The organism is Citrobacter sp. MGH103, assembly GCF_001034475.2.
Taxonomy (GTDB): Bacteria; Pseudomonadota; Gammaproteobacteria; order Enterobacterales; family Enterobacteriaceae; genus Citrobacter; species Citrobacter freundii.
In genome coordinates this window covers 2189958-2214769 of sequence record NZ_CP073043.1, presented here as the reverse complement: position 1 = coordinate 2214769, position 24812 = coordinate 2189958, and the positions used below count along the sequence as shown (strand labels likewise).

26 protein-coding genes are annotated in these 24812 nt (G+C 52.1%); 13 read left to right on the top strand and 13 right to left on the bottom strand.

Annotation, left to right across the window (positions count from 1 at the left end; genetic code table 11):
* Nucleotides 1-8: 8 nt before the first annotated feature.
* Nucleotides 9-728 (bottom strand): fatty acid metabolism transcriptional regulator FadR, encoded by a 720-nt coding sequence (fadR, locus tag SK33_RS10735; protein WP_003020931.1) that lies wholly within the window; start codon nt 726-728, stop codon nt 9-11.
* Between the two features lie 236 nt (nt 729-964).
* Here fadR and nhaB point away from each other — a divergent pair, with 236 nt between their 5' ends.
* The 3 genes from nhaB to SK33_RS10720 all read left to right on the top strand — a co-directional run bounded on the left by nhaB (nt 965) and on the right by SK33_RS10720 (nt 3633).
* Nucleotides 965-2509, top strand: coding sequence for a Na(+)/H(+) antiporter NhaB (nhaB, locus tag SK33_RS10730; protein WP_003020934.1), 1545 nt, complete (start codon nt 965-967; stop codon nt 2507-2509).
* A gap of 141 nt (nt 2510-2650) precedes the next feature.
* Nucleotides 2651-3181, top strand: a complete 531-nt coding sequence (gene dsbB / locus SK33_RS10725) for a disulfide bond formation protein DsbB (protein ID WP_032949460.1) — start codon at nt 2651-2653, stop codon at nt 3179-3181.
* A 110-nt stretch (nt 3182-3291) separates the two neighbouring features.
* Nucleotides 3292-3633, top strand: a complete 342-nt coding sequence (locus tag SK33_RS10720) for a DUF1971 domain-containing protein (RefSeq protein WP_003020940.1) — start codon at nt 3292-3294, stop codon at nt 3631-3633.
* A gap of 29 nt (nt 3634-3662) precedes the next feature.
* On the opposite strand, the gene SK33_RS10715 is transcribed toward SK33_RS10720, so the two are convergent.
* From SK33_RS10715 to SK33_RS10705, 3 genes are all read right to left on the bottom strand, one after another.
* Nucleotides 3663-4109, bottom strand: a complete 447-nt coding sequence (locus SK33_RS10715; protein ID WP_003020944.1) for a YcgN family cysteine cluster protein — start codon at nt 4107-4109, stop codon at nt 3663-3665.
* A gap of 92 nt (nt 4110-4201) precedes the next feature.
* A complete protein-coding gene (locus SK33_RS10710) occupies nt 4202-4861 on the bottom strand; it encodes a fumarylacetoacetate hydrolase family protein (protein WP_048217905.1) in 660 nt (219 codons plus the stop codon).
* 69 nt (nt 4862-4930) lie between these two features.
* Nucleotides 4931-5224, bottom strand: coding sequence for a YcgL domain-containing protein (locus SK33_RS10705; RefSeq protein WP_003020949.1), 294 nt, complete (start codon nt 5222-5224; stop codon nt 4931-4933).
* A gap of 126 nt (nt 5225-5350) precedes the next feature.
* Between SK33_RS10705 and minC the strand changes: the two genes are divergently transcribed.
* Genes minC through minE form a run of 3 tightly spaced genes read left to right on the top strand, consistent with a single transcriptional unit; the run spans nt 5351 to nt 7164 of the window.
* Nucleotides 5351-6058: a septum site-determining protein MinC gene (minC, locus tag SK33_RS10700; RefSeq protein ID WP_048217906.1), complete on the top strand. Its 708-nt coding sequence runs from the start codon at nt 5351-5353 to the stop codon at nt 6056-6058.
* 23 nt (nt 6059-6081) lie between these two features.
* Nucleotides 6082-6894 carry a septum site-determining protein MinD gene (minD, locus tag SK33_RS10695; protein ID WP_003020956.1) on the top strand — a complete coding sequence of 271 codons (813 nt, stop codon included), beginning with the start codon at nt 6082-6084 and terminating at the stop codon, nt 6892-6894.
* A gap of 3 nt (nt 6895-6897) precedes the next feature.
* A complete protein-coding gene (gene minE / locus SK33_RS10690; RefSeq protein WP_001185666.1) occupies nt 6898-7164 on the top strand; it encodes a cell division topological specificity factor MinE in 267 nt (88 codons plus the stop codon).
* Between the two features lie 86 nt (nt 7165-7250).
* On the opposite strand, the gene SK33_RS10685 is transcribed toward minE, so the two are convergent.
* A complete protein-coding gene (locus SK33_RS10685) occupies nt 7251-8168 on the bottom strand; it encodes a LysR family transcriptional regulator (RefSeq protein ID WP_003020959.1) in 918 nt (305 codons plus the stop codon).
* 103 nt (nt 8169-8271) lie between these two features.
* On the opposite strand from SK33_RS10685, the gene SK33_RS10680 reads away from it, so the two are divergent.
* Nucleotides 8272-9357 (top strand): tartrate dehydrogenase, encoded by a 1086-nt coding sequence (locus SK33_RS10680; RefSeq protein WP_032949464.1) that lies wholly within the window; start codon nt 8272-8274, stop codon nt 9355-9357.
* 50 nt (nt 9358-9407) lie between these two features.
* Here SK33_RS10680 and rnd read toward each other — a convergent pair whose 3' ends face one another.
* The 5 genes from rnd to SK33_RS10655 all read right to left on the bottom strand — a co-directional run bounded on the left by rnd (nt 9408) and on the right by SK33_RS10655 (nt 15841).
* Nucleotides 9408-10523 (bottom strand): ribonuclease D, encoded by a 1116-nt coding sequence (gene rnd, locus SK33_RS10675; RefSeq protein WP_008322612.1) that lies wholly within the window; start codon nt 10521-10523, stop codon nt 9408-9410.
* 84 nt (nt 10524-10607) lie between these two features.
* Nucleotides 10608-12293 carry a long-chain-fatty-acid--CoA ligase FadD gene (gene fadD / locus SK33_RS10670; RefSeq protein ID WP_162771970.1) on the bottom strand — a complete coding sequence of 562 codons (1686 nt, stop codon included), beginning with the start codon at nt 12291-12293 and terminating at the stop codon, nt 10608-10610.
* A 204-nt stretch (nt 12294-12497) separates the two neighbouring features.
* Nucleotides 12498-13082 carry a Slp family lipoprotein gene (locus SK33_RS10665; protein ID WP_003020975.1) on the bottom strand — a complete coding sequence of 195 codons (585 nt, stop codon included), beginning with the start codon at nt 13080-13082 and terminating at the stop codon, nt 12498-12500.
* Between the two features lie 94 nt (nt 13083-13176).
* The gene (gene tsaB / locus SK33_RS10660) at nt 13177-13872 is read right to left on the bottom strand and encodes a tRNA (adenosine(37)-N6)-threonylcarbamoyltransferase complex dimerization subunit type 1 TsaB (RefSeq protein WP_003020977.1); all 696 of its coding nucleotides are present in this window, start codon (nt 13870-13872) and stop codon (nt 13177-13179) included.
* Nucleotides 13873-13930: 58 nt separating this feature from the next.
* The gene (locus tag SK33_RS10655) at nt 13931-15841 is read right to left on the bottom strand and encodes an ATP-dependent DNA helicase (protein ID WP_048217909.1); all 1911 of its coding nucleotides are present in this window, start codon (nt 15839-15841) and stop codon (nt 13931-13933) included.
* 140 nt (nt 15842-15981) lie between these two features.
* Between SK33_RS10655 and SK33_RS10650 the strand changes: the two genes are divergently transcribed.
* Nucleotides 15982-16326, top strand: a complete 345-nt coding sequence (locus tag SK33_RS10650; protein WP_003020984.1) for a RidA family protein — start codon at nt 15982-15984, stop codon at nt 16324-16326.
* Nucleotides 16327-16332: 6 nt separating this feature from the next.
* On the opposite strand, the gene SK33_RS10645 is transcribed toward SK33_RS10650, so the two are convergent.
* Complete coding sequence (locus SK33_RS10645) at nt 16333-16512, bottom strand: YoaH family protein (RefSeq protein ID WP_003020986.1); 180 nt, start codon at nt 16510-16512, stop codon at nt 16333-16335.
* 83 nt (nt 16513-16595) lie between these two features.
* Here SK33_RS10645 and pabB point away from each other — a divergent pair, with 83 nt between their 5' ends.
* From pabB to SK33_RS10625, 4 genes are all read left to right on the top strand, one after another.
* The gene (gene pabB, locus SK33_RS10640) at nt 16596-17957 is read left to right on the top strand and encodes an aminodeoxychorismate synthase component 1 (RefSeq protein ID WP_016150386.1); all 1362 of its coding nucleotides are present in this window, start codon (nt 16596-16598) and stop codon (nt 17955-17957) included.
* Nucleotides 17958-17960: 3 nt separating this feature from the next.
* Complete coding sequence (locus tag SK33_RS10635) at nt 17961-18539, top strand: CoA pyrophosphatase (protein WP_048217910.1); 579 nt, start codon at nt 17961-17963, stop codon at nt 18537-18539.
* A gap of 183 nt (nt 18540-18722) precedes the next feature.
* Entirely contained in the window at nt 18723-20087 is a 1365-nt protein-coding gene (gene sdaA / locus SK33_RS10630) for an L-serine ammonia-lyase (protein WP_003020994.1), read from the top strand.
* Nucleotides 20088-20217: 130 nt separating this feature from the next.
* Nucleotides 20218-21819, top strand: coding sequence for an EAL domain-containing protein (locus tag SK33_RS10625; RefSeq protein WP_048217911.1), 1602 nt, complete (start codon nt 20218-20220; stop codon nt 21817-21819).
* Nucleotides 21820-21825: 6 nt separating this feature from the next.
* On the opposite strand, the gene yoaE is transcribed toward SK33_RS10625, so the two are convergent.
* Both yoaE and SK33_RS26740 read right to left on the bottom strand, forming a co-directional pair.
* Nucleotides 21826-23385 (bottom strand): CNNM family cation transport protein YoaE, encoded by a 1560-nt coding sequence (yoaE, locus tag SK33_RS10620; protein WP_003020999.1) that lies wholly within the window; start codon nt 23383-23385, stop codon nt 21826-21828.
* A complete protein-coding gene (locus SK33_RS26740) occupies nt 23373-23531 on the bottom strand; it encodes a protein YoaL (protein WP_370766360.1) in 159 nt (52 codons plus the stop codon). Before SK33_RS26740 ends, yoaE begins: the two co-directional genes overlap by 13 nt.
* 313 nt (nt 23532-23844) lie before the next feature.
* Here SK33_RS26740 and manX point away from each other — a divergent pair, with 313 nt between their 5' ends.
* A complete protein-coding gene (gene manX, locus SK33_RS10615; protein WP_003021002.1) occupies nt 23845-24807 on the top strand; it encodes a PTS mannose transporter subunit IIAB in 963 nt (320 codons plus the stop codon).
* The last annotated feature ends 5 nt before the right edge of the window (nt 24808-24812 follow it).

Genomic DNA, 24812 nt, shown 5'->3' with positions numbered 1-24812 from the left:
TTGAGCGATTAACGGCCCTGAATCGCCAAATCGCCCGGCAGATTCTTCTGCATACGATGCCAAATCTCGCCACTGTCGTGACCGTAGCGGCGCACCGTTTCATACACCTGCTCATGAGCACCCTGCTCGCAGAGTTCTGACAGCTTGTGGTAGAAGCTCAGCGCCAGCGCGCGCGCTTCCGGGTTGGCAAAATAATGGCGGCCAATGCGGGTATATAATCCTTTCATACCGTTGAGGATCAAACCGTAAATCGGATTGCCGGAGGCAAATGCCAGACCGCGGAAAATGTTATAGTCCAGATCGGCAAATGCGTCAGCGTGGTCAGCCACCTGATTTGCCGTCGCCAGAACCTCCTGTGCTTTATCAGGATGCTGGCGAAACGCAGTACGAACAAAGATCGTCGAAATATTGGTACGCACAGACAGCAGATTATCAATCAGCTGCGGGACACTCTCGTGATCGAGGCGCGCCAGCGTTTCAAGAATATTCAGCCCGGAGGTTTCCCAGAAGTTATTCACCTTCGTCGGTTTGCCGTGTTGAATGGTCAACCAGCCATCTCGCGCCAGACGCTGCAATACTTCGCGTAGCGTGGTACGTGTCACCCCAATAAGTTCGGAGAGTTCACGTTCAGCGGGCAAAATAGTGCCAGGTGGGAAGCGGTTATTCCAGATACTTTCAATGATGTACTCTTCCGCGAACCCAGCCGGGCTTTGCGCCTTAATGACCATAGTAAAAATTCCATTACACAGCAAAACATAGTTACACACATCATACCAGATGGGTATCTTAGCTGATAGCTGACGCAATGAAGAAAAAGTGGATCAAGGCTTCATTTTCCAAATAACGCTGCAATACAGCCAATCTTGCCAGTCTTGTGAATAGCTTGCCTGTACTCCCTCCTCCCGCTAAGCTTTGCGGTCAAACATAAAAATATGATTTCATTTTTAAAGGTAGGGAAATCACCATGGAGCTATCATGGGGCCGCGCGATGTGGCGCAATTTTTTAGGTCAATCACCAGACTGGTACAAACTTGCACTGCTTGTCTTCTTAGTCGTTAACCCGATTATTTTTTTCATCAACCCCTTTATCGCCGGCTGGTTGCTGGTGGCCGAGTTCATTTTCACGCTGGCGATGGCGTTAAAATGCTACCCACTGCTGCCTGGCGGGCTGTTGGCTATCGAAGCTGTCATTATTGGTATGACCAGCGCAACGCATGTTCGTGAAGAGGTTGCCGCAAACCTTGAGGTGTTATTGCTGCTTATGTTTATGGTGGCAGGCATCTACTTTATGAAGCAGTTGCTACTGTTTATTTTCACGCGTCTGCTACTCACTATTCGCTCCAAAACGCTGCTGTCGCTGGCATTTTGTGTTGCGGCCGCTTTCCTCTCGGCGTTCCTTGATGCGCTGACCGTCGTGGCCGTGGTAATCAGCGTTGCGGTCGGTTTTTATGGCATCTACCATCGCGTTGCCTCTTCCCGCGCGGAAGACAACAACATGCTCGATGACAGCCATATCGATCAGCACAATAAGGTCGTTCTTGAGCAGTTCCGTGGTTTTCTGCGTAGCCTGATGATGCACGCGGGTGTCGGTACGGCGTTAGGCGGCGTGATGACCATGGTGGGCGAGCCACAAAACCTGATTATCGCCAAAGCGGCTGGCTGGCATTTTGGCGACTTCTTCCTGCGCATGTCGCCGGTTACCGTCCCGGTACTGATTTGCGGCCTGTTAACCTGTGTACTGGTCGAGAAATTGCGCTGGTTTGGCTATGGCGAAACGCTGCCGGAGACCGTCCGTGATGTCCTGCAACAGTTTGACGATCAGAGCCGCCAGCAACGTACCCGCCAGGACAAAATCAAACTGATTGTCCAGGCGATTATTGGCGTCTGGCTGGTAGTTGCGTTGGCCCTGCATCTGGCAGAAGTCGGATTGATCGGTTTGTCGGTCATCATTCTGGCAACCTCCTTGACGGGAGTCACCGACGAACATGCGATAGGTAAAGCCTTTACCGAGTCGCTGCCCTTCACCGCCCTGCTGACCGTGTTCTTCTCTGTTGTTGCGGTGATTATCGATCAACAGCTCTTCTCGCCGATCATTCAGTTTGTATTGCAATCCTCCGAACATGCCCAACTGACGCTGTTCTACCTCTTCAATGGCCTGCTGTCTTCTATTTCTGATAACGTATTTGTCGGTACCATTTACATTAACGAGGCCAAAGCCGCGCTGGAACAGGGGACCATCAGCCTCAATCAGTATGAGCTGTTAGCGGTGGCGATCAATACCGGGACCAACCTGCCTTCGGTGGCCACGCCAAACGGCCAGGCTGCATTCCTGTTCCTGCTGACCTCTGCACTGGCGCCGTTAATTCGCCTCTCGTATGGTCGCATGGTGTGGATGGCTCTGCCTTATACTCTCGTCCTGACGCTCGTCGGTCTGCTTTGCGTCGAGTTCACGCTTGTCCCGGTGACCGAGTGGATGACCCAAACGGGCTGGTTAGCTACACTTTCATAACAATTAACCGGGCAAATCACTGCCCGGTTTGACTTTTTGCATGATAATTATCCGATTACGCAAATTTTCAATTCCCGCTAGTGGCGCATAAAGTGAATTGGTTTAAACTGCGGTCTCTACGCATGTTGCAGGGAAATGATTATGTTGCGATTTTTAAACCAGTGCTCCCGAGGTCGTGGGGCATGGTTATTGTTGGCGTTAACCGCCTTTGCGCTGGAGCTCGTTGCGCTGTGGTTCCAGCACGTCATGCTGCTAAAACCTTGCGTGTTGTGTATTTACGAACGTAGCGCATTATTTGGCGTGATGGGTGCAGGGCTGGTGGGTGCTATTGCACCAAAAACACCGCTGCGCTATGTGGCGATGATAATCTGGATTTACAGTGCCTGGCGCGGACTTCAGTTAGCATATGAGCACACCATGATTCAGCTGCACCCGTCCCCGTTTATGACCTGTGATTTTGCCGCACGCTTCCCAAGCTGGCTGCCACTGGACAAATGGCTGCCGCAGGTGTTTTTAGCGTCCGGTGACTGTGCTGAGCGCCAGTGGTCTTTTTTAACCCTGGAAATGCCGCAGTGGCTGTTGGGGATCTTCACTGCCTACCTGGTAGTCGCCGTGCTGGTGGTGATAGCACAGCCGTTCAAACCGAAAAAACGTGACCTCTTCGGTCGCTAACAGAGACGCTCCTTCGGGAGCGTTTTTTTTGGCTTAAATTCATTGCCTGCTGGCATCTATAAGATGTATATTAAATACATCTTATAGATGCCACACCAAGGAGATGTCTTATGTCCCATTTACGCATCCCGGCAAACTGGAAAGTTAAACGCTCTACTCCCTTCTTTACCAAAGACAATGTCCCCGCAGCACTTCTTTCTCACCATAACACTGCAGCAGGCGTTTTTGGCCAGCTTTGTGTGATGGAAGGTACGGTAACGTATTACGGTTTTGCCAATGAAGACGCAAAAGAGCCTGAAGTAAAAGTGGTGATTAATGCCGGTCAGTTCGCGACCAGCCCGCCGCAGTACTGGCATCGCGTTGAATTAAGCGACGACGCCCAATTCAACATCAATTTCTGGGTTGAAGATGACAACCATGGAGATGAGATGTATCAGGCGAAAAAGTCTTAAGCCCTTACGCCTGCTAATCGATGGGCGGCTTAGTCCGCCCATGAAGGTTTGTTCAAAATATGGTCCTGCCAGTCACGCACTTCCGATTCTTTCACCGCAATATGACGTACTGAAATACGCTCGCCGTGCATTGCCGCTTTGGACCCCGTCAGCAGTGGATGCCACTCCGGTAGCCCTTTACCTTCCGCTAACAGACGATAAGCACAGGTCATCGGCAGCCATTCAAAGGTAGGCAGATTATCGCGCGTCAGTTTGATACAGTCAGGCTCGTACTCGAATCGGCGTTCGTAATTACGGCATTGACAGGTTTTGATATTGAGCTGCTTACACGCGACGTTGGTAAAATAAATTTCGTCGGTGTCTTCATCCATCAGCTTATGCAGGCAGCATTGACCACACCCGTCACATAATGACTCCCACTCGGCATCGGTCATTTCATCCAGGGTTTTACTTTGCCAGAAAGGTATGTCGCTCATCAGGGTATCCGCTATTGCAATAAAGCTGCACCTTATAACCAGTCTGGCACGCTGATGCAAGTTTTGCCGCCCGAAAAGGCGGCAAGAAGAGATTACAGCACGCGTGTCGTCAGCGTTTGACCATGAAAACTGATGGCCAGCTCATCGCCGCTGTTTAACGGCCCAACACCCGCTGGCGTCCCTGTCAGCACAACATCGCCCGCTTTGAGAGTAAAGAAACGGCTCATATAGGCAATCAAAGGAACGATGTGATGGATCATATCCGCCGTGGAGCCGTGCTGGCGTGTTTCACCGTTGACCGTTAACCCCAGCATCGTATCCTGCGGATCGCCGTTAAACTCGGCCACCGGAATAAACCCCGACAGCGGACAAGAGTTATCAAAACCCTTCGCTTTTTCCCACGGCTGCCCCGCTTTCTTCATTTTGCCCTGAATATCACGCAGGGTCAGATCCAACGCGACGCCATAGCCCGCGATGGCTTTGCGCACATGTTCTTCCGTCGCCTGACGTAGGGTCGCGCCAATCAGTACCGCCAGCTCAACTTCATGGTGAACTGAACCCATATCAGATGGGATCACCAGCGGCTGGCGCAAATCGCACAGCGCAGTTTCCGGTTTGATAAACAACACCGGTTCTTCCGGAGGGGTTCCGCCCATCTCTTTAATGTGGTTGGCATAGTTACTCCCTACGCAAACCACCTTACTCACCGGATAATCCAGCAGAGCACCATGCCAGTTATGATGTTGATACATTATTTTCCCCTAACGTAGTTATCGATTTCAGGTACTGCATCGATGGGGCGCGCTGCTGCCGGATGCAGTTTAACGTTTAGCGTCTGGTGTATTTTGTTTCGCCGCAGCCAGATGCTGTTTAAGTAAATCTTCTGGCGGTGGTGGTATTTGTAAATAATAGCCCTGCTCGGTGAGTGCCTGTTTTACTTTTTCCAGATCGGCATTAACGAGCTTTTTACGGCCATCAAGCGGCAACATCATTGCCAGCGTCGGCTGACCAAATCCTTTCATCAGTTCTTCAGGAACTCGCGAGAAATCGTCTTTTTTTTCGACATATAAATAGGTCTGGTCACGTTTACTGCTTCGGTAGATCACACAAAACATATCTTTTACTCTGAATTCACGGAATGGTGGCTTGCCTCAATATAATACTGACTATAACATGCCTTATAGTCTTCGGAATATCACCCCGCGCTGGGGATGATAAATAGCAAATTGAGTAAGGCCAGGATGTCAAACACGCCAATCGAGCTTAAAGGCAGTAGCTTCACCTTATCAGTGGTTCACTTACATGAAGCAGAACCCGAGGTTATTCGTCAGGCGTTGGAAGACAAAATCGCGCAGGCACCTGCTTTTTTAAAACATGCTCCCGTCGTGGTTAACGTGAGTGGTCTTGAAACCCCAGTAAACTGGTCAGCGTTGCAGAAAGTTGTCGCGTCTACTGGATTGCGCATTATCGGCGTTAGCGGATGCAAAGACGCCAGACTCAAGGCTGAAATCGACGAAATGGGTCTTCCTTTACTGACTGAAGGTAAAGAAAAAGCTATTCGTCCTGCGCCCGTTGAGGCCCCGACTCACGTCGCTCCGCCGAAAAACGTTACTCCCATCACAAAAACACGATTAATTAATGTGCCGGTTCGTTCCGGTCAGCGCATTTATGCACCACAATGTGATCTGATTGTTACAAGCCACGTCAGTGCAGGCGCAGAGCTTATCGCTGATGGCAATATTCATGTTTATGGAATGATGAGAGGCCGTGCGTTGGCAGGCGCTAGCGGTGATCGGGAAGCGCAAATTTTTTGTACCCATCTGACGGCAGAACTGGTGTCTATCGCAGGTGTTTATTGGCTGAGTGATAAAATCCCAGCAGAATTTTATGGCAAAGCGGCACGTCTGCAATTAGCAGAGAACGCTTTGACAGTTCAACCGTTGAATTGATCCCTTTTTAACAAGGAATTTCTATGGCACGCATTATTGTTGTTACTTCGGGTAAAGGGGGCGTTGGCAAAACCACCTCCAGCGCGGCCATCGCTACAGGTTTGGCCCAGAAGGGAAAGAAAACTGTCGTTATTGATTTTGATATCGGCCTGCGTAACCTCGATCTGATTATGGGTTGTGAACGCCGCGTCGTTTATGACTTCGTCAACGTTATTCAGGGCGATGCGTCGTTAAATCAGGCGTTAATCAAAGATAAGCGTACCGAAAATCTCTTTATTCTTCCGGCCTCACAGACTCGCGATAAAGACGCGCTAACGCGTGAAGGCGTCGCGAAAGTTCTGGACGACCTGAAAACGATGGAATTCGACTTCATTGTCTGCGACTCTCCGGCGGGTATTGAAACCGGTGCGCTGATGGCCCTGTATTTTGCCGATGAAGCGATAATCACCACTAACCCGGAAGTTTCCTCTGTACGTGACTCTGACCGTATTCTGGGTATTCTGGCGTCGAAATCTCGTCGTGCGGAAAACGGTGAAGATCCGATTAAAGAGCATTTGTTGCTTACGCGCTACAACCCTGGCCGCGTAAATAAAGGTGACATGCTGAGCATGGAAGACGTACTGGAAATTCTGCGAATCAAGCTGGTTGGCGTGATTCCTGAAGATCAGTCAGTCCTGCGCGCGTCTAACCAGGGTGAGCCGGTTATTCTCGACATCAATGCCGATGCCGGTAAAGCCTATGCTGATACCGTAGACCGTCTGTTGGGAGAAGAACGTCCTTTCCGCTTCATTGAAGAAGAGAAGAAAGGTTTCCTCAAACGCCTGTTCGGAGGATAAGTTATGGCATTACTGGATTTTTTTCTCTCGCGGAAAAAGAGCACAGCGAACATCGCTAAAGAGCGACTGCAAATTATTGTTGCGGAACGCCGTCGTAGTGACGCCGAGCCACATTATTTACCGCAGTTGAGGAAAGATATTCTCGAGGTTATCTGCAAGTATGTACAAATTGATCCTGAAATGGTCACCGTACAGCTTGAGCAAAAAGACGGCGATATTTCTATCCTCGAACTTAACGTGACATTACCTGAAGCCGAAGAATCTAAATAACGGCTTTACTCAGAGAGTCATCGTTACAAAAAAGGCAGATTATTCTGCCTTTTTTATTTTCTGTTTCTTGCCAACCTGTTGCACTTTTATTCCAAAGTAAACTTTGGATAGTTTTCGGTAAAATAGCGGCGCAAATACTCGACCGTAATACGGATTTTTGCAGACGTCGCCAGCCGGGAAACATACACCGCCCAAATATTTGCTGGTTGATAATACTCGGGCAATATGTGTATCAGGTTTCCGCTGGCAATGTTGTCGCAAACGTCCCACCATGACCGCAGGGCTATTCCCTGCCCATCAAGGCACCACTGATGTACCACTTCGCCATGATTAGACGACAGAGGTCCCGTAACTTTAATCGAATGCGCGCCCTCTTTATTGCGCATTTGCCAGATACCAAACGGATGGTCGCGCTCTTTGATGACCAGACAAGGAAGAGTGGCAAGATCGTTGAGTTGCTTCGGCGTCCCATGCTGCGTCAAAAATTCCGGCGAGGCGCACAAAATACGGTAGTTAGTCGCCAGCTTCCGGGCAATCAGGTTCGGCGCGATATCATCCCCGATACGAATATCAAGATCGATGCCCTCATTCACCATATCCACCAGACGATCTTCAACATCGAACCTCAGTTCTAACTGCGGGTACTCTTTTGCCAGCGCCGACAGCGCCGGAGCCACCACCCGGCGGCCAAAACCAAAGCTACTAATAATACGTAGCATCCCCCGCGGGACCTGCCTGGCATCAGAAAGCTCGTCCATCATTTGATCGACATCCTGTAGGATCCGCTGCGCCCATTCGTAGATCCGCTCCCCCTCTTCCGTGATGGTTACGCGCCGCGTTGTTCGATGCAGCAGCACTACATTCAGCGTTTGCTCCAGCAGGGCAACGCGCTTACTGATAAAAGCCGGTGATACGCCCAGTTCCTCGGCAACAGCGGCAAATCCTGCACGACGGGCAACCAGCATAAAGACGCGTAAATCTTTTAGCAGCGGCAGATTATTCATGATCTGTGTTTTATGTTTCACCAGTTAGGGGGATTAACTATTAATCAGTCAATTATAGGATAAGGGGAAAGTCAATTTTGATGGCGCACAAGTGAGAGCTGCTATGAAGAAAACCTGGCGTATCGCCGCTATCCCCGGAGATGGCATTGGTAAAGAAGTCCTGCCTGAGGGCATTCATGTTTTGCAGGCAGCCGCCGAGCGTTGGGGGTTGTCGCTCAGCTTTGAGCAAATGGAATGGGCCAGCTGCGAATACTACGCCCATCACGGCAAAATGATGCCCGATGACTGGCATGAGCAGTTGCAATCCTTCGATGCTATCTATTTTGGCGCGGTTGGCTGGCCGGACACCGTGCCTGATCACATCTCATTATGGGGTTCGCTGCTTAAGTTTCGCCGCGAATTTGACCAGTACGTCAACCTGCGACCGGTGCGCCTGTTTCCGGGAGTTCCTTGCCCACTGGTTGGCAAGCAGCCTGGCGACATTGATTTCTACGTCGTACGCGAAAACACCGAGGGAGAATACTCTGCCCTCGGCGGACGCGTGAGCGAAGGTACTGAACACGAGATGGTGATCCAGGAGTCGGTCTTCACCCGCCGTGGCGTCGACCGAATTTTGCGTTTTGCCTTTGAACTGGCACAAAGTCGCCCACGCAAAACGTTGACTTCGGCGACCAAATCCAATGGGCTGGCCATCAGCATGCCCTACTGGGATGAACGCGTCGAAGCGATGGCGTCACACTATCCTGAGATCCGCTGGGATAAACAGCATATTGATATTCTGTGCGCCCGCTTTGTCATGCAGCCTGAGCGATTCGACGTCGTGGTTGCTTCCAACCTGTTTGGTGACATCCTCTCCGATCTCGGTCCAGCCTGTACCGGAACGATTGGCATTGCGCCTTCTGCCAACTTAAATCCGGAACGCACCTTCCCGTCCCTGTTCGAGCCGGTACACGGTTCGGCCCCGGATATCTACGGTCAGAATATCGCCAACCCTATAGCGACTATCTGGGCTGGAGCCATGATGCTCGACTTCCTTGGCAACGGTGATGCCAACTATAAAGCCGCCCACGACGGTATTCTGGCGGCAATTGAGCAGGTCATTGCCAGCGGCCCGAAAACGCCAGATATGAAAGGCTGCGCCACCACCCAACAGGTAGGTGAAGCCATTCGTCAGGCACTGTGTCGCTAACTCAAATCCGATTAAAAACGGGAGCGCCAGCTCCCGTTTTTTTAGGTTTTCTACTGTGGGTATTCCTGCAGCAGCGCGTTGAGTCGTTCTGCCATCAACTCGCCACGCCAACCGGAAATCAGTTCCGGCAGGGACTGCTGCGGCTTTAATTTCCAGTGCCAGTTGAGCAACTGGTTAATCTGACGACGCGAAGCAAGCAGCTCGACGCTAAGATTATGTTCCGCACTCACTTCAGTAACCAGCGTCTTAATGGCTTTGAACGCCTTGCGATAGCCTGGCATATCCATCAAATTCAGCAGCGGCTGCGGCAACGACTCTTCCGGTAAGGCCTGTGCCTTCTCTACCAGGGAGATCAGCGTCTTGCCGTGGAAGCGAATTTCACTGCCGGAAAGTCCCAGACTATCCAGCTCACCCAGACTCCCTGGCATATAACGAGCGACCGACCACAGGTGTTCTTCACGCACCACAAAGTTCACCGCCAGATCGCGCTCACGAGCTTTACGCAGTCGCCAGTCGGCAAGCAGTTGCAGGCAGGCCAACTGACGGGTACGCAGTTGCCAGGCGTTGGTGATGTCGCGCCATGCGTCTTCAGGTGCCAGAACCTCCTGGCGACGCTGCTGCATTAAGCGACATTCGTCCAGTGCGGCTGGCAGCCAGCCGCTGGCTTCAGTTTCGACCATCAGTTTTGTGGTGATCGGTAATAGATACCAGACATCAGCCGCCGCGTACTCACACTGACGCTCGGTCAGCGGTCTGGCCAGCCAGTCGGTACGCGACTCGCTTTTGTCGAGCGCCACGCCCGTAAACTCTTCCACCATCGCGGCAAAGCCCCACGACAGCGGACGACCGCAAAAAGCAGCCAGAATTTGTGTATCAATCAACGGCTGCGGCAGTTCGCCAAAAGTGTTGAGAAACACTTCCAGATCTTCGCTGCCTGCATGTAGGAATTTTGTGATGGCAGTATCACGCAGAATATCGCGCAGCGGCGACCAGTCGGTGATCCCCTGCGGATCAATCAGAGCAACGTGTTTGCCATCAAACAGCTGGATCAGCCCCAACTGCGGATAATAGGTACGCGTGCGAACAAATTCTGTATCCAGGGCTATCGCCGGAAATTCACGGACGGCTTCGCACAGCGTGGCCAACGCGTCGTCCGTGGTGATCATTTGATAATTCAAATCGTGCTCTCTTAGGTTTGCGCCAAAAAAAACGCCGGATTACCCGGCGTTTTCTGCTGGCTGACTTAACGCTCAGCCTTTATTGTCCACTTTGGCGCGCGCTTCGTCACGTAATTCTCGTCGCAAAATTTTACCGACGTTAGATTTCGGCAACTCATCGCGAAACTCCACCAGCTTCGGTACTTTATAGCCCGTCAGGTGACGACGACAGAAAGTGACCAGCGCTTCATCGGTTAACGAGGCGTCTTTCTTCACCACGAAAATTTTTACCGCTTCACCGCTGCTGCCGGACGGAACACCAACCGCAGCCACTTCCTGCACGCCAGGATGTTGCATAACCACGTCTTCAATTTCGTTCGGATAGACGTTAAAGCCGGACACGAGGATCATGTCCTTCTTACGATCGACAATACGCAGGAAGCCTTCATCATCCATCACTGCAATATCGCCGGTGTGCAGCCAGCCGTCTTTGACGATTTCGTCAGTGGCGTCTGGTCGCTGCCAGTAACCCAGCATCACCTGCGGGCCTTTCACGCAGAGCTCCCCCGGTTCTCCCGGCGGCACTTCGTTGTCGTCGTCGTCCACCAGCTTGACCTCGGTGGAAGGCACCGGTAACCCGATACTGCCGCTGTGGTAGTCGATATCGTGAGGGTTGACGCTTACCAACGGCGCGCACTCCGTCAGGCCGTAGCCTTCCAGCAGATACTGACCTGTCAGCTTCACCCAACGTTCAGCTACCGCCTGTTGAACCGGCATTCCGCCGCCTGCCGAGAGGTGGAGTGAAGAGAAATCCAGTTGCTGGAACTCTTTGTTATTCAGCAGCGCGTTAAACAGCGTATTGACGCCGGTCATCGCGGTAAATGGATACTTCGCCAGCTCTTTTACCAGCCCCGGAATATCACGCGGGTTAGTAATCAGCAGGTTTTGACCACCTAGCTCAATAAACAGCAGGCAGTTCATCGTTAGCGCAAAAATGTGATACAGCGGTAGGGCCGTTACCACCAGCTCTTTACCCGGATGCAGCAACGGGCCATAGGTGGCGTTAACCTGCTCCAGGTTAGCCAGCATGTTGCGGTGTGTAAGCATCGCGCCTTTCGCCACGCCGGTTGTCCCGCCAGTATATTGCAGGAACGCCAAATCTTCCGACACGACTTCGGGCTTCACATACTGCATGCGATAACCGTTTTGCAGCGCACTGCGAAACGAGATGGCATCCGGCAGGTGATATTTCGGCACCAGACGCTTGATATACTTGACGACGAAGTTAACCAGCGTCCCTTTGGCGGTGGACAGCTGATCGCCCATACGCGTCAGGATCACGTGTTGCACAGACGTTTTGTCGACTACTTTTTCCAGCGTGTGGGCAAAGTTAGATACGATGACAATCGCCGACGCGCCGCTATCGTTGAGCTGATGTTCCAGCTCGCGAGGCGTGTACAGCGGGTTTACGTTCACGACGATCATGCCGGCACGTAAAATCCCAAACAGTGCGACCGGATATTGCAGCAGATTCGGCATCATCAGCGCGACGCGATCGCCCTTTTTCAGCCCGAGCCCCTGTTGCAAATAAGCGGCAAACGCACGACTACGCTCTTCAAGCTTGCGGAAGGTCATCACCTCCCCCATGTTTACGAACGCGGGCTGATCGGCATACCGTCTTACTGAGTGTTCAAAGAGTTCCACCAGGGATTGATAACGGTCAGGATTGATCTCCGCAAGAACACCAGCGGGATAACGGTTAAGCCAAACCTTTTTCAATACATCACCTCTAAAATGCGTATTCGTCGTCATCACAACCCCAGACAATAAACAAACTGTTAACATAATATTAACTCAGCGTACCAGTTTGTTTATTACACAACGACAAGGTTGCGAAGCACGTCACTATTTATTTTTCTTATATCCACGTTAATGCAGAAACAGCGGACAGGCCGCTGTTTCTTTTACCAATAAAACAAAGAGTTACTCTGTTACTATGGTCTGAACCTGTGCCGGGCCGGGATTGTACCAGCCCCATCCGCCATAGCCACCGTAAGGCCAGCCACGCGCACCGTAGAACCAGGGGTCGATAGGCTGAGGCGGCATGACAATCTGCTGAGTAATATGCCAGCGTTTATAACCGGTTACCTGCATCAGCATGAATTTATACGGCGTATTACCTATTTTTCCGTCCACCGTACCGCTAATCGGGCCGACGACGGTGACCAGTTGCCCGCGAAAGTCCACCGGGTCGAGGAAGCCATTTACATCAGCATATATACGCCCGCGAGAGGCTTCACCCAGCACTGGACGCGCACCACTATCGAGCGGAACGGTGGCAATTTCCAGACGGGATTTTCCCTGCTGGTTCTGAATATCCACCACTTTGCCACCAAAACGCGCTTCCTGTCCGACATACAGCTGCGGCGCATTCATCACCCGCACCAGATCCTGCTGCGGCATCGGGCTCGAACCTTTAATTGCATCCGGGATGGTGACGCAGCCGCTAAGCATTAACGCTAAGGCCCCCGCCAACACACCTTTCAATAACTGCTTTTGCACCGCCATATTGCGACTCCCTTTTCTTAGCTTCTGCCCCGGCCTGTTCACAATGCTGTGCACCGACGTCTATGAAAATAAACCGGGGATGTACTACTAAGATTCATTCTTTACCGGGAAGTTTCTTCCACGCCACGGTGTTACGTAAATAAACCGGTTCCGCGTGTTCGACCGCTACGGTCTTACCCGCAGCCAGCATTTGCATGGCGACAGGCAGCATATCTTCAGCCGCAGGAAGCAGCACGTCACCATCGCTGAGCGTCAGACCGCTGTCTTTACCAAGCTCAGGCCAGGCTGGCCACCCCGTCCCAACAGTTACCCACTCGCCAGAAAGCTGCAGTAAACGCTCATGTACCTGCTCGGGGGTTAACACCGCTTCGGTTTCTTCACCTTGCCAGTTGCCGTTGTCATCACACTGGTATTCGGCCCAGTAGACTTCGCCCATTCGCGCGTCAATCGCCGCCAGTACACGAGTCGCGCCCGACTTACGCCAGGCGCCCTGCGCCATGGTCGCCAGGGTGGAGACGCCGATCATCGGTAAGTTTGCGCCTAACGCCAGCCCCTGAGCAATGCCAATACCGATACGCACGCCGGTGAAACTGCCGGGACCGCGACCAAACGCCAGGGCGTCGATATCGGTTAACGTGAGATCGCCAGCGGCCAGGATTTCCTGAACCATCGGTAAAATTCGTTGGGTGTGTTCTCGTGGGCAAAGCTCAAAGTGAGCCTTGATAGTACCGTCATTCCACAGGGCAACAGAGCACGCCTCTGTGGCGGTATCGATAGCCAGAATTCGCATGGGTGTTTGTGATCAGATCAATAAATTTGGCGCGCATCTTACCACACTCCGTAACAAATTACTCAGTCGTTGGTATGGCAAGAAAGCTAACCGCGCGAGCTATGTCACGCGTCCGCGGCGCAGGAGGAAGACTCGCCAGGAAGGTGGCGCCGTATGGCCGCATAACCAGACGATTGTCGCAAATCACCAGCACGCCGCGATCGTCGGCATCACGTATCAGACGCCCTACCCCCTGCTTCAGGGTGATGACCGCATCCGGTAACTGGACGTCTTCAAACGGATCGCCGCCGCGCAGTCGACAATCCTCCATTCGGGCTTTTAACAGCGGGTCGTCCGGCGAGGTAAACGGCAGTTTGTCGATTATCACCAGCGACAGCGTATCACCGCGCACGTCCACGCCTTCCCAGAAGCTGCTGGTGGCAACCAGTAGCGCATTACCTGCGCTGACAAACTGCTGTAACAGTTGCCCTTTACTGGTTTCGCCCTGCAACAGAACGGGAAGCGTCATGGTGGCGCGGAATTGTTCCGCCAGATCGCGCATCATCGCGTGCGAAGTGCACAGCATAAAGCAGCGACCGTTGTTCGCTTCAATAATAGGTCGCAGCATGGATGCTAACTGGCGCGCAGCCCCCGGCTGGTTGGTTTGCGGGAGATTACGCGGCACGCACAGCAGCGCCTGGCGCGTGTAATCAAATGGACTCGGCAATAACATCGACTCGGCATCTTCAATCCCCAACCTCGCGGTGAAATGATGAAGGTCATCGTTTACCGACAGCGTCGCGGAAGTAAAAATCCAGCAGCCCGGCTTTTGTTCCATCACTTCTTTGAATTTATCCGCCACAGTGAGCGGCGTCAGCGCGAGAGTGAAATGGCGGGAGGTACATTCATACCAGTAGCTGAAGCCTGGCTGGTTGATCTCTTTCAGACGCTTCAGGCGCGCACGGTAAAGTGTGGCGCGTTCAAACGCGGCATCCAGCAACGCCGAACGCCCAAGAGACAGCTTCGCCACGTCATAACATAGCTCCAGCGTGTCATCGAGCAGCAAAAACGCGCGCTGTACGCGCTGGTCGGCCAGCAGTTCCCGCAGGTTTCCGCGATAGCCCGGCTCACCAAGTTGCAAGCGAAAGTCCTGAGCGCTTTGTGCAAGGCGATCGGCGCACTTTTGCAACTGCTGAGTGTCTTTCAGCTCGGTGCGATAGGCAATGGTGATGTCTTTCGCCAGGTCTAACAGCTGGCGACTTGAGAGCGATTGACCAAAGTACTGGCTGGCGATATCCGGTAGCTGATGCGCTTCATCGAAGATCATTATATCAGCTTCCGGGATCAGTTCGCCAAACCCGCTCTCTTTTACCACCATATCAGCGAGAAACAGATGATGGTTAACCACGACGACATCGGCATCCATCGCTTTTTTACGCGCTTTCACGACAAAACACTCTTTATACAGCGGGCAGTCGCTGCCCAGACAGTTGTCATTAGTGCTGGTGACCAACGGCCAGGCCTGAGAGTCTTCCGCCACGCTGACGCAGGTGCTGATGTCCCCATCAAGGGTTTGATTTGACCAGGAGCGCAGCAGGATGACGTCGCTTAACGTTTGTACCGGCAAGTCACCACCCGCCAGCGCCTGCTGTTCGAGACGTTCAAGGCACAGATAGTTTGAACGCCCTTTCAGCAGCGCCAGTTTACCGGTGAACTTTAGTGCCTTAGCTACGGTCGGGAGATCGCGGCTGTATAGCTGATCCTGCAACGCCTTCGAGCCCGTGGAGACAATGACCTTCTTTCCGGCACGCAGCGCTGGGGCAAGATAAGCATAGGTTTTACCCGTCCCGGTTCCGGCTTCTACCACCAACGGTTGTGATTTTTCGATGGCATGACTGACGGCGATGGCCATCTGCCGCTGTGGTTCTCGCGGTTTAAAACCCGGTATCGCTTTAGCCAACTGACCGTCTGCTGCAAAATCGTCCGTCACACTGCCCCCTGTTCATTTAAACAGGGATTATGTCAGGCCAGCAGCTCTTTCGCCAGTTGAAGAGGTGACGTGGGCACAACATTATGGCAGTCTTGGCGCAACCCAAAGCCATTTGAAAACACGTAAATGAGGAATGATTTATGACGATTGTGCGCATTGATGCCGAAGCGCGTTGGTCCGACGTGGTTATCCACAACAACACGCTGTATTACACCGGCGTGCCGGAAAATCTGGATGCAGACGCTTTTGAGCAAACGGCAAATACGCTGGCGCAAATTGATGCGGTGCTGGAAAAACAAGGCAGCAACAAGTCACGTATTCTTGATGCCACCCTGTTTTTGGCAGACAAAAACGATTTTGCCGCCATGAACAAAGCCTGGGACGCGTGGGTTGTTGCGGGTCACGCGCCGGTACGTTGTACCGTTCAGGCCGGGTTGATGAACCCGAAATACAAAGTTGAGATTAAGATTATCGCTGCAGTTTAAGCGGCGTTATTCGTCCTCATCTTCAAAACGCGCCACGATCCGCTCGCCGGTATGACTGGCGCGTAACTCTTCAGCAACAAGAGCAATGGCTTGTCCGCTGCTCATCCCCTGCGACATCAGCTCCTGAATACGCTCTACCGCTTTTTGCTGCTGCTCATGACTGAGTGAAGGTAAACCTGCAAACATTGTTAACTCCTGCTAAATTGTCTGCGCTAATTATTTCATGCTACCGGGCAGTTAGCCAGTAGAGTAGCAACGAGTCAGGACTGATGAAGACGTTATCTCCCGCAGTAATCACATTACCCTGGCGTCAGGACGCCGCTGAACGCTATTTTTCGACATTAAGCCATCTGCCCTGGGCGATGCTGCTGCATTCGGGTCAAGCCGACCATCCGCATAACCGCTTTGATATTCTGGTGGCGGATCCCGTCACCACGCTTGTTACGCGAGCTACAGAGACCGTAGTGCAGGACGGGCACGCAACCTCTCGCTCGCTTGATGATCCCATGACGGTATTACATTCCGCACTAACCGCACACAAGATTCACCCCGAATATCACCCCGACCTGCCGTTTCAGGGCGGTGCGTTAGGTCTGTTTGGCTACGATCTTGGCCGACGCTTCGAATCTCTGCCCACTATTGCAGAGCGCGATATTACGCTACCGGATATGGCCGTTGGCATTTACGACTGGGCACTGATTGTCGATCACCAGTTGCAGACCGTATCGCTGCTCAGCCATACCGATGTCGAGGCTCGCCTGAAATGGCTCGACGCGCAACAACCGCCAACGCGTGAGCCGTTTACATTAACTTCGGCGTGGCAGTCTAATATGAGCCGTGCTCAGTACGGCGAAAAATTCCGCCAGGTGCAGGATTATCTGCACAGCGGAGACTGTTACCAGGTCAATCTTGCCCAGCGTTTTCAGGCGCATTACCAGGGCGATGAGTGGCAGGCATTTGTCACTCTCAATCACGCCAACCGCGCCCCGTTTAGTGCATTTATTCGTCTTGAGGAAGGTGCAATCCTCAGCCTTTCGCCGGAACGATTTATTCTGCTGGAAAACCAGCACATACAGACGCGTCCGATTAAAGGCACGCTACCGAGGCTTGGAGATACCGATGCCGATCGTGAGCAGGCCCGGCGACTGGCGAATTCGCCGAAGGATCGTGCGGAAAACCTGATGATCGTCGATTTGATGCGTAATGATATTGGCCGCGTTGCCGTACCGGGTTCGGTACAGGTTCCGGAGCTGTTTATCGTCGAACCGTTCCCTGCCGTTCATCATTTGGTCAGCACCATTACCGCACGTCTGCCAGAGTCATTATACGCCACCGATCTGCTACGCGCCGCCTTCCCCGGCGGCTCTATTACCGGCGCGCCGAAAGTGCGGGCGATGGAAATTATCGACGAACTGGAGCCGCAAAGACGCAACGCCTGGTGCGGCAGCATTGGTTATCTGAGCTTTTGCGGCAATATGGATACCAGCATTACCATTCGCACGCTGACAGCCACAAACGGACAAATTTATTGCTCCGCAGGCGGTGGTATTGTTGCAGACAGTCAGGAAGACGCTGAATATCAGGAAACATTTGATAAAGTGAATCGCATTTTGCACCAACTGGAGAATTGACACGTGGAATACAGCGGCCTGACGCTTGATGATTTTTTATCGCGCTTTCAACTCCTGCGCCCGCAGGTCAATCATGCCGCGTTAAACCAGCGCCAGGCCGCCGTACTGATCCCCGTCGTGCGTCGCCCACAGCCGGGGTTGCTGTTAACCCAGCGTTCCGTTCACCTGCGCAAGCACGCCGGACAGGTCGCATTCCCTGGTGGGGCAGTGGATAGCAGTGATGCCTCGTTAATTGCCGCCGCCCTTCGCGAAGCGCAGGAGGAGGTGGCGATCCCACCTTCATGCGTAGAAGTGATTGGCGTTCTGCCGCCTGTCGACAGCGTGACCGGTTTCCAGGTCACCCCTGTGGTAGGCATTATCCCGCCTAATCTGCCGTATCGCGCCAGTGAAGATGAAGTTTCCGCAGTGTTCGAAATGCCGCTGGCCCAGGCCCTGCATTTAGGTCGTTACCACCCGTTGGATATTTACCGTCGTGGCGATTCACATCGCGTATGGCTTTCCTGGTATGAGCAATATTTCGTCTGGGGAATGACTGCCGGAATAATTCGTGAGCTGGCGCTGCAAATTGGCGTCAAGCCCTGACTATACTTATCTTTACGCACACAATAGACAACTTGAAACTCAGGTCACAACATTAGTAAAACCGCGGTTATCTATTAGTTTAATTCATGTGAATAGTTAAGCCGATCGCCGCGTTCCCTCTTACACTATGCGCAGTTATAACATCGTTACTGGAAAGCCCAGTCGCCCTGTAGGAGTATTATCGTGATTAGTCTATTCGACATGTTTAAGGTGGGGATTGGTCCCTCATCTTCCCATACCGTAGGGCCTATGAAGGCGGGTAAACAGTTCGTCGATGACCTGGTCGAAAAAGGATTACTGGACAGCGTTACTCGTGTCGCCGTCGACGTGTATGGTTCACTGTCGCTCACGGGTAAAGGTCACCACACCGATATCGCCATTATTATGGGTCTGGCGGGCAATGAGCCTGCTACCGTGGATATTGATAGCATCCCCGGATTTATCCGCGACGTAGAAACGCGTGGACGCCTGCTGCTTGCGCAGGGTCAGCACGAAGTGGATTTCCCGCAGAATGACGGGATGCGTTTTCACAACGGCAACCTGCCGCTGCATGAAAACGGAATGCAGATCCATGCGTACAATGGCGAAACCGTCATTTATAGCAAAACCTACTACTCAATCGGCGGTGGATTCATCGTTGATGAAGAACATTTTGGTCAGGATGCCTCGGGCGAGGTCAGCGTGCCTTATCCGTTCAAATCCGCCACTGAAATGCTGGAATATTGCAACAGCACCGGCCTGTCTCTCTCTGGCATGGCAATGCAGAACGAACTTGCGCTGCACAGTAAGAAAGAGATTGAAGAGTACTTTGGCCACGTCTGGCAAACCATGCAGGCATGTATCGATCGTGGCATGAACACCGAAGGTGTGCTGCCGGGTCCGCTGCGCGTTCCTCGCCGTGCTTCAGCCCTGCGTCGTATGCTGGTTTCCAGCGATAAGCTGTCCAACGATCCAATGAACGTGATCGACTGGGTGAACATGTTTGCGTTGGCCGTTAACGAAGAAAACGCCGCGGGCGGTCGCGTAGTGACAGCGCCAACCAACGGTGCCTGCGGTATCGTGCCTGCGGTACTGGCCTATTACGATCATTTCATTGAGTCCGTTAGCCCGGATATCTATACCCGCTATTTCCTGGCGGCCGGTGCGATTGGCGCGTTGTACAAAATGAACGCCTCTATCTCTGGTGCAGAAGTAGGTTGTCAGGGTGAAGTGGGCGTAGCCTGCTCCATGGCTGCCGCGGGTCTGGCTGAACTGTTAGGCGCAAGCCCGGAGCAGGTGTGTGTTGCTGCTGAAATCGGCATGGAACATAACCTCGGTTTAACCTGCGATCCGGTTGCCGGTCAGGTACAGGTTCCGTGCATTGAGCGTAACGCAATTGCTTCAGTGAAGGCGATCAACGCTGCGCGTATGGCAATGCGCCGTACCAGCGCGCCGCGCGTCTCGCTGGATAAAGTCATTGAGACTATGTACGAAACGGGTAAAGACATGAACGCCAAATACCGCGAAACGTCACGCGGTGGCCTGGCGATCAAAGTTCAATGTGACTAATACTTAATTTTCGCCCATCTGCGACGGATGGGCGAATTTGCCCCCTCTCCCTCGTCTACTGTAATTTTCCCCACTACACTTGCTCTGTTGCTGTTGGCTTCTGTGACCAACGGCTTATCGGGCGGCCCGCATGCAAACAGCACAACGGATCATTAAAAATTATCGCCGGAATCGCTTAATCGTCTGCACAGTATGTGCACTACTGACGCTCATCCTCACATTAACTGTCCGATTTATTTCGGAGCGTAATTTAAATCACCGAAATATCGTCACCTTTGCCAACCATGCTGTAGAAGAACTGGATGACGTGCTTTTACCCTTGCAGACCGGACGGGATGTATTGCTGCCGTTGATTGGCCTCCCCTGCTCAGTGGCGCGTTTACCCTTAAGCAAACATGCCGCAAGGTTGCAAACGGTACGTTCTATTAATCTGATTCAAAGCGGGATCCTCTATTGCTCCAGCATTTTTGGTTATCGTAATGTTCCCATTAGTCAACTGCAGCCCGAATTACCCAGCAGGGAACCGCAACTGCTGCTGTCTACCGACCATTCGTTGATTAAAGGCAGTCCGATTCTGACTCAGTGGTATCCGTCCTCTGCCGATGGTGAAGATGGCGTGCTGGAAATCGTCAATATTGACTTATTGTCGTCTATGTTGCTTGAACCCCAGCCGCCGCAGATCACCGATGCCAGCTTAACCGTTGGTAATCGGCATCTACTGTATGATCAAGGTGTTGTCGATACTCTGCCTAAGCTAAATGATGAAAAACGCTACCAGCTTTCATCTCAACATTTCCCGTTTACCATTAGCGTCACCGGCCCCGGTCCCAGTGAGTTGGCGGTAAAACACCTGCCAACACAGCTGCCGCTGGCGGTGATCCTAAGTTTATTAGTGGGTTATCTGGCATGGCTGGCTACCGCCAGCAGAATGAGTTTCTCATGGGAGATTAATCTGGCCCTAGCTGCTCGGGAATTCGAGCTGTTTTGCCAGCCGCTGCTTAATGCGCAAACCCAGCAATGCATGGGCGTGGAAATCCTTTTACGCTGGAATAACCCACGCCAGGGTTGGATCTCTCCGGAAGTGTTTATTCCCATCGCTGAGGAGCACAACCTGATTGTACCGCTTACCCGTCATGTCATCGCAGAAACCATTCAGCAGCGGCACGTCTTCCCAATGATCAGCCAGTTTCATATTGGGATTAATGTCGCCGCCAGCCATTTTCGTAACGGCACGTTGCTAAAAGATCTTAATCAGTACTGGTTCAGCCAGCACCCAATCCAGCAATTGGTTATCGAACTGACCGAACGCGATGCGTTACTGGATGTGGATTATCGGATCGTACGCGAATTAAATCGGCTTGGCGTAAAACTGGCGATTGATGATTTCGGCACCGGCAATAGCTCGCTCTCCTGGCTGGAAAAGCTCCGCCCGGATGTGCTGAAGATCGATAAATCATTTACTTCGGCAATAGGAACAGACGCCGTGAACTCAACCGTCACAGACATCATTATCGCTTTGGGGAAAAAATTGAATATAGAACTGGTGGCGGAAGGCGTTGAAACACAGGCGCAAGCTCAGCATTTGCGCCGACACGGCGTACATTTATTGCAAGGTTTTCTGTATGCCAAGCCAATGCCGCTACGCGATTTTCCAAAATGGCTGGCGGGCAGCACGCCGCCGCCCACCCGGCATAACGGGCGACACAGTATGCCCGTCATGCCGTTTCGCTAAACCCGGTTACTCGTCTTCGTCGTGAGCGGGTTGTTCTTTAACAATGCGAACTAAATCCACACGATAGTCATTCGCTTCGACAATCGTAATGCTCAGCGGTGCGACCTCGATAACATCACCTACACGAGGAATATGACCGTTAGCCGCAATGACTAAACCTGCCACCGTAGCGATGTCTTCGTCTTCATTCACTAACGTATCCACGTCCAGCGCCTGTTGCAACGCATGCAGATCGGTACCGCCTTTGACCAACCAACCGCCTGCATCAGCTATAATTTCAGGCGTTTCATCGGCATCAGGGAACTCACCGGCGATGGCTTCTAATACATCCAGCGGCGTGACCAGACCCTGTACTACGCCAAACTCATTAGTGACGATAACAAAGCTACCGCGGGCACGACGCAGAACGCCTAACAGATTGATCGGGTCCAGCGTTTCCGGAACAACAATAGCCGGAGAAGCAGAGGCAATCGCCGCCACATCCACACCGTCTTCCAGCGCCACCAGCAGCTCTTTAGCACGCACGATACCGATGATTTCATCCAGTTCGCCACGGCATACTGGGAACAGGCTATGAGGTGACGAAAGCAACTGCTCGCGAATTTCCTCCACGCTCAGGTCTGCATCAACCCAGCTAATCTCCCCACGAGGCGTCATAATGCCGCGTAATGAACGCGACGCCAGTGAGAGTACGCCGTTGATCATATAGCGTTCCTCTTCTACAAATGCGCCTTCCGGGACGGGAACCGGTACCGGATTGTCGGATTCCATCTGCGCGCTGGCCTGACGTTTACCGCCCATCAGACGGAGAATCGCATCGGCAGTACGCGCACGCAATGGCAGCGTCGACTGGTGGCGAATAAAGTTACGACGGGCAATCTGGTTAAACAGCTCAATGATGATTGAGAAGCCAATCGCCGCATACAGATAGCCTTTCGGAATATGGAAGCCAAACCCTTCGGCAACCAGGCTCAGACCAATCATCAACAGGAAGCTCAGACACAGCACCACCACCGTCGGATGTTGGTTCACAAATCGGGTCAGCGGCTTAGAGGCCAACAGCATCACGGCCATGGCAATCACTACTGCCGCCATCATCACTGGCAGATGGTTGACCATACCGACCGCCGTAATCACAGCATCCAGCGAGAACACTGCATCGAGGATGACAATCTGCGTTACGACAACCCAAAAGCTCGCATACCCTTTCGTCTGCCCGGTATCATGTTCACGGTTTTCCAGCCGCTCATGCAACTCTGTCGTAGCCTTGAACAAGAGGAAGATACCCCCCAGCAGCATAATCAGATCGCGCCCCGAGAACGCATAGTCCATTACCGTGAACAGCGGCTTTGTCAGCGTCACCATCCACGAAATCACGGACAACAGGCCCAGACGCATAATCAGTGCCAGTGACAAACCGATTAAACGCGCTTTATCTCGCTGTTTCGGCGGCAGCTTATCAGCCAGGATCGCAATGAAGACCAGGTTATCAATACCCAGAACAATTTCAAGAACGACAAGCGTGAGCAAACCCACCCAAATCTGCGGGTCCATTAATAATTCCATGACAAGCTCCTGCTTAAGGAATGACCAAACTGCGCGCTGAGGATCTCAGGCGTTAAAGCGATATGCAGAGAAAATTTGTGGCAAAAAGTGCCAATCTGACAGGCTTGATACGGCCTGAAGGTGAAATGACGTCGGTGACGATCCATATGGTGGGCTACTGCCCTATACTCCTGAGTAATTAAACAGATGCTAAACATAACAGAGAGAAGCGGTTTTTAGCAAAGATTTACCTTCCTTTGCAATAAGTTGTTTCGGAGATATTTTACCCTTCGAAATTTCTTTTAATCGGAAGTTAAATTACGGATCTTCATCACATAAAATATTTTTTTCGATATCTAAAATAATTCACGAAAATCATAGGTTTTTCTTTGTAACCCTTATCTGAATCGATTCGATTGCGGACGACGATTCAAATACATCTTCACGTTGATGTGTTAACGATAATAAAGGAGGTAGCAAGTGACCATTGCTATTGTAATAGGCACACATGGTTGGGCTGCAGAGCAGTTACTTAAGACGGCAGAAATGCTGTTAGGCGAGCAGGAAAATGTCGGCTGGATCGATTTCGTTCCAGGCGAAAATGCCGAAACGCTGATCGAAAAGTACAACGCTCAGTTGGCAAAACTCGATACCAGTAAAGGCGTGCTGTTTCTCGTTGACACATGGGGAGGCAGCCCGTTCAACGCTGCAAGCCGCATTGTCGTCGATAAAGAGCATTACGAAGTTATCGCCGGTGTGAACATTCCCATGCTGGTTGAAACCTTCATGGCGCGTGATGACAACCCGAGCTTTGATGAATTAGTGGCACTGGCAGTTGAAACCGGTAGCGAAGGCGTGAAAGCGCTGAAAGCCAAATCGGTTGAGAAAGCCGCTCCTGCCCCAGTAGCAGCACCCAAAACAGCAGCTCCCGCCAAACCGATGGGTCCGAACGATTATATGCAGATCGGCCTGGCGCGTATTGATGACCGTTTAATCCATGGTCAGGTGGCAACTCGCTGGACCAAAGAAACCAACGTAACACGCATTATCGTCGTCAGTGATGAAGTTGCCGCCGATACCGTGCGTAAAACGCTGCTGACTCAGGTAGCACCTCCGGGTGTGACGGCGCATGTGGTTGATGTCGCGAAAATGATCCGCGTCTACAACAACCCTAAATATGCAGGTGAGCGTGTGATGCTGTTGTTCACCAACCCAACCGACGTAGAACGTATCGTTGAAGGTGGTGTGAAAATTACCTCCGTAAACATTGGCGGTATGGCTTTCCGTCAGGGTAAAACGCAGGTAAACAACGCAATTTCTGTCGATGACAAAGACATCGAAGCCTTCAAGAAACTCAACGAACGCGGTATTGAGCTTGAGGCACGTAAGGTTTCTACCGATCAGAAACTGAAAATGATGGATTTGATTGCCAAGGTGAAATAATTTCC

Bases quoted from the DNA above. Each gene is read 5' to 3' on its own strand.
- SK33_RS10625 (WP_048217911.1), top strand. From the start codon at position 20,218: ATGCAAACAGCACAACGGATCATTAAAAATTATCGCCGGAATCGCTTA.
- SK33_RS10680 (WP_032949464.1), top strand. From the start codon at position 8,272: ATGAAGAAAACCTGGCGTATCGCCGCTATCCCCGGAGATGGCATTGGT.
- SK33_RS10665 (WP_003020975.1), bottom strand. From the start codon at position 13,082: ATGGCGGTGCAAAAGCAGTTATTGAAAGGTGTGTTGGCGGGGGCCTTA.
- rnd (WP_008322612.1), bottom strand. From the start codon at position 10,523: ATGATCACCACGGACGACGCGTTGGCCACGCTGTGCGAAGCCGTCCGT.
- fadR (WP_003020931.1), bottom strand. From the start codon at position 728: ATGGTCATTAAGGCGCAAAGCCCGGCTGGGTTCGCGGAAGAGTACATC.
- tsaB (WP_003020977.1), bottom strand. From the start codon at position 13,872: ATGCGAATTCTGGCTATCGATACCGCCACAGAGGCGTGCTCTGTTGCC.
- SK33_RS10645 (WP_003020986.1), bottom strand. From the start codon at position 16,512: ATGTTTGCAGGTTTACCTTCACTCAGTCATGAGCAGCAGCAAAAAGCG.
- minD (WP_003020956.1), top strand. From the start codon at position 6,082: ATGGCACGCATTATTGTTGTTACTTCGGGTAAAGGGGGCGTTGGCAAA.
- SK33_RS10705 (WP_003020949.1), bottom strand. From the start codon at position 5,224: ATGTTTTGTGTGATCTACCGAAGCAGTAAACGTGACCAGACCTATTTA.
- nhaB (WP_003020934.1), top strand. From the start codon at position 965: ATGGAGCTATCATGGGGCCGCGCGATGTGGCGCAATTTTTTAGGTCAA.
- SK33_RS10650 (WP_003020984.1), top strand. From the start codon at position 15,982: ATGACGATTGTGCGCATTGATGCCGAAGCGCGTTGGTCCGACGTGGTT.
- SK33_RS10710 (WP_048217905.1), bottom strand. From the start codon at position 4,861: ATGTATCAACATCATAACTGGCATGGTGCTCTGCTGGATTATCCGGTG.
- SK33_RS10715 (WP_003020944.1), bottom strand. From the start codon at position 4,109: ATGAGCGACATACCTTTCTGGCAAAGTAAAACCCTGGATGAAATGACC.
- SK33_RS26740 (WP_370766360.1), bottom strand. From the start codon at position 23,531: ATGGATCGTCACCGACGTCATTTCACCTTCAGGCCGTATCAAGCCTGT.
- dsbB (WP_032949460.1), top strand. From the start codon at position 2,651: ATGTTGCGATTTTTAAACCAGTGCTCCCGAGGTCGTGGGGCATGGTTA.
- SK33_RS10685 (WP_003020959.1), bottom strand. From the start codon at position 8,168: ATGAATAATCTGCCGCTGCTAAAAGATTTACGCGTCTTTATGCTGGTT.
- pabB (WP_016150386.1), top strand. From the start codon at position 16,596: ATGAAGACGTTATCTCCCGCAGTAATCACATTACCCTGGCGTCAGGAC.
- minE (WP_001185666.1), top strand. From the start codon at position 6,898: ATGGCATTACTGGATTTTTTTCTCTCGCGGAAAAAGAGCACAGCGAAC.
- SK33_RS10720 (WP_003020940.1), top strand. From the start codon at position 3,292: ATGTCCCATTTACGCATCCCGGCAAACTGGAAAGTTAAACGCTCTACT.
- yoaE (WP_003020999.1), bottom strand. From the start codon at position 23,385: ATGGAATTATTAATGGACCCGCAGATTTGGGTGGGTTTGCTCACGCTT.
- minC (WP_048217906.1), top strand. From the start codon at position 5,351: ATGTCAAACACGCCAATCGAGCTTAAAGGCAGTAGCTTCACCTTATCA.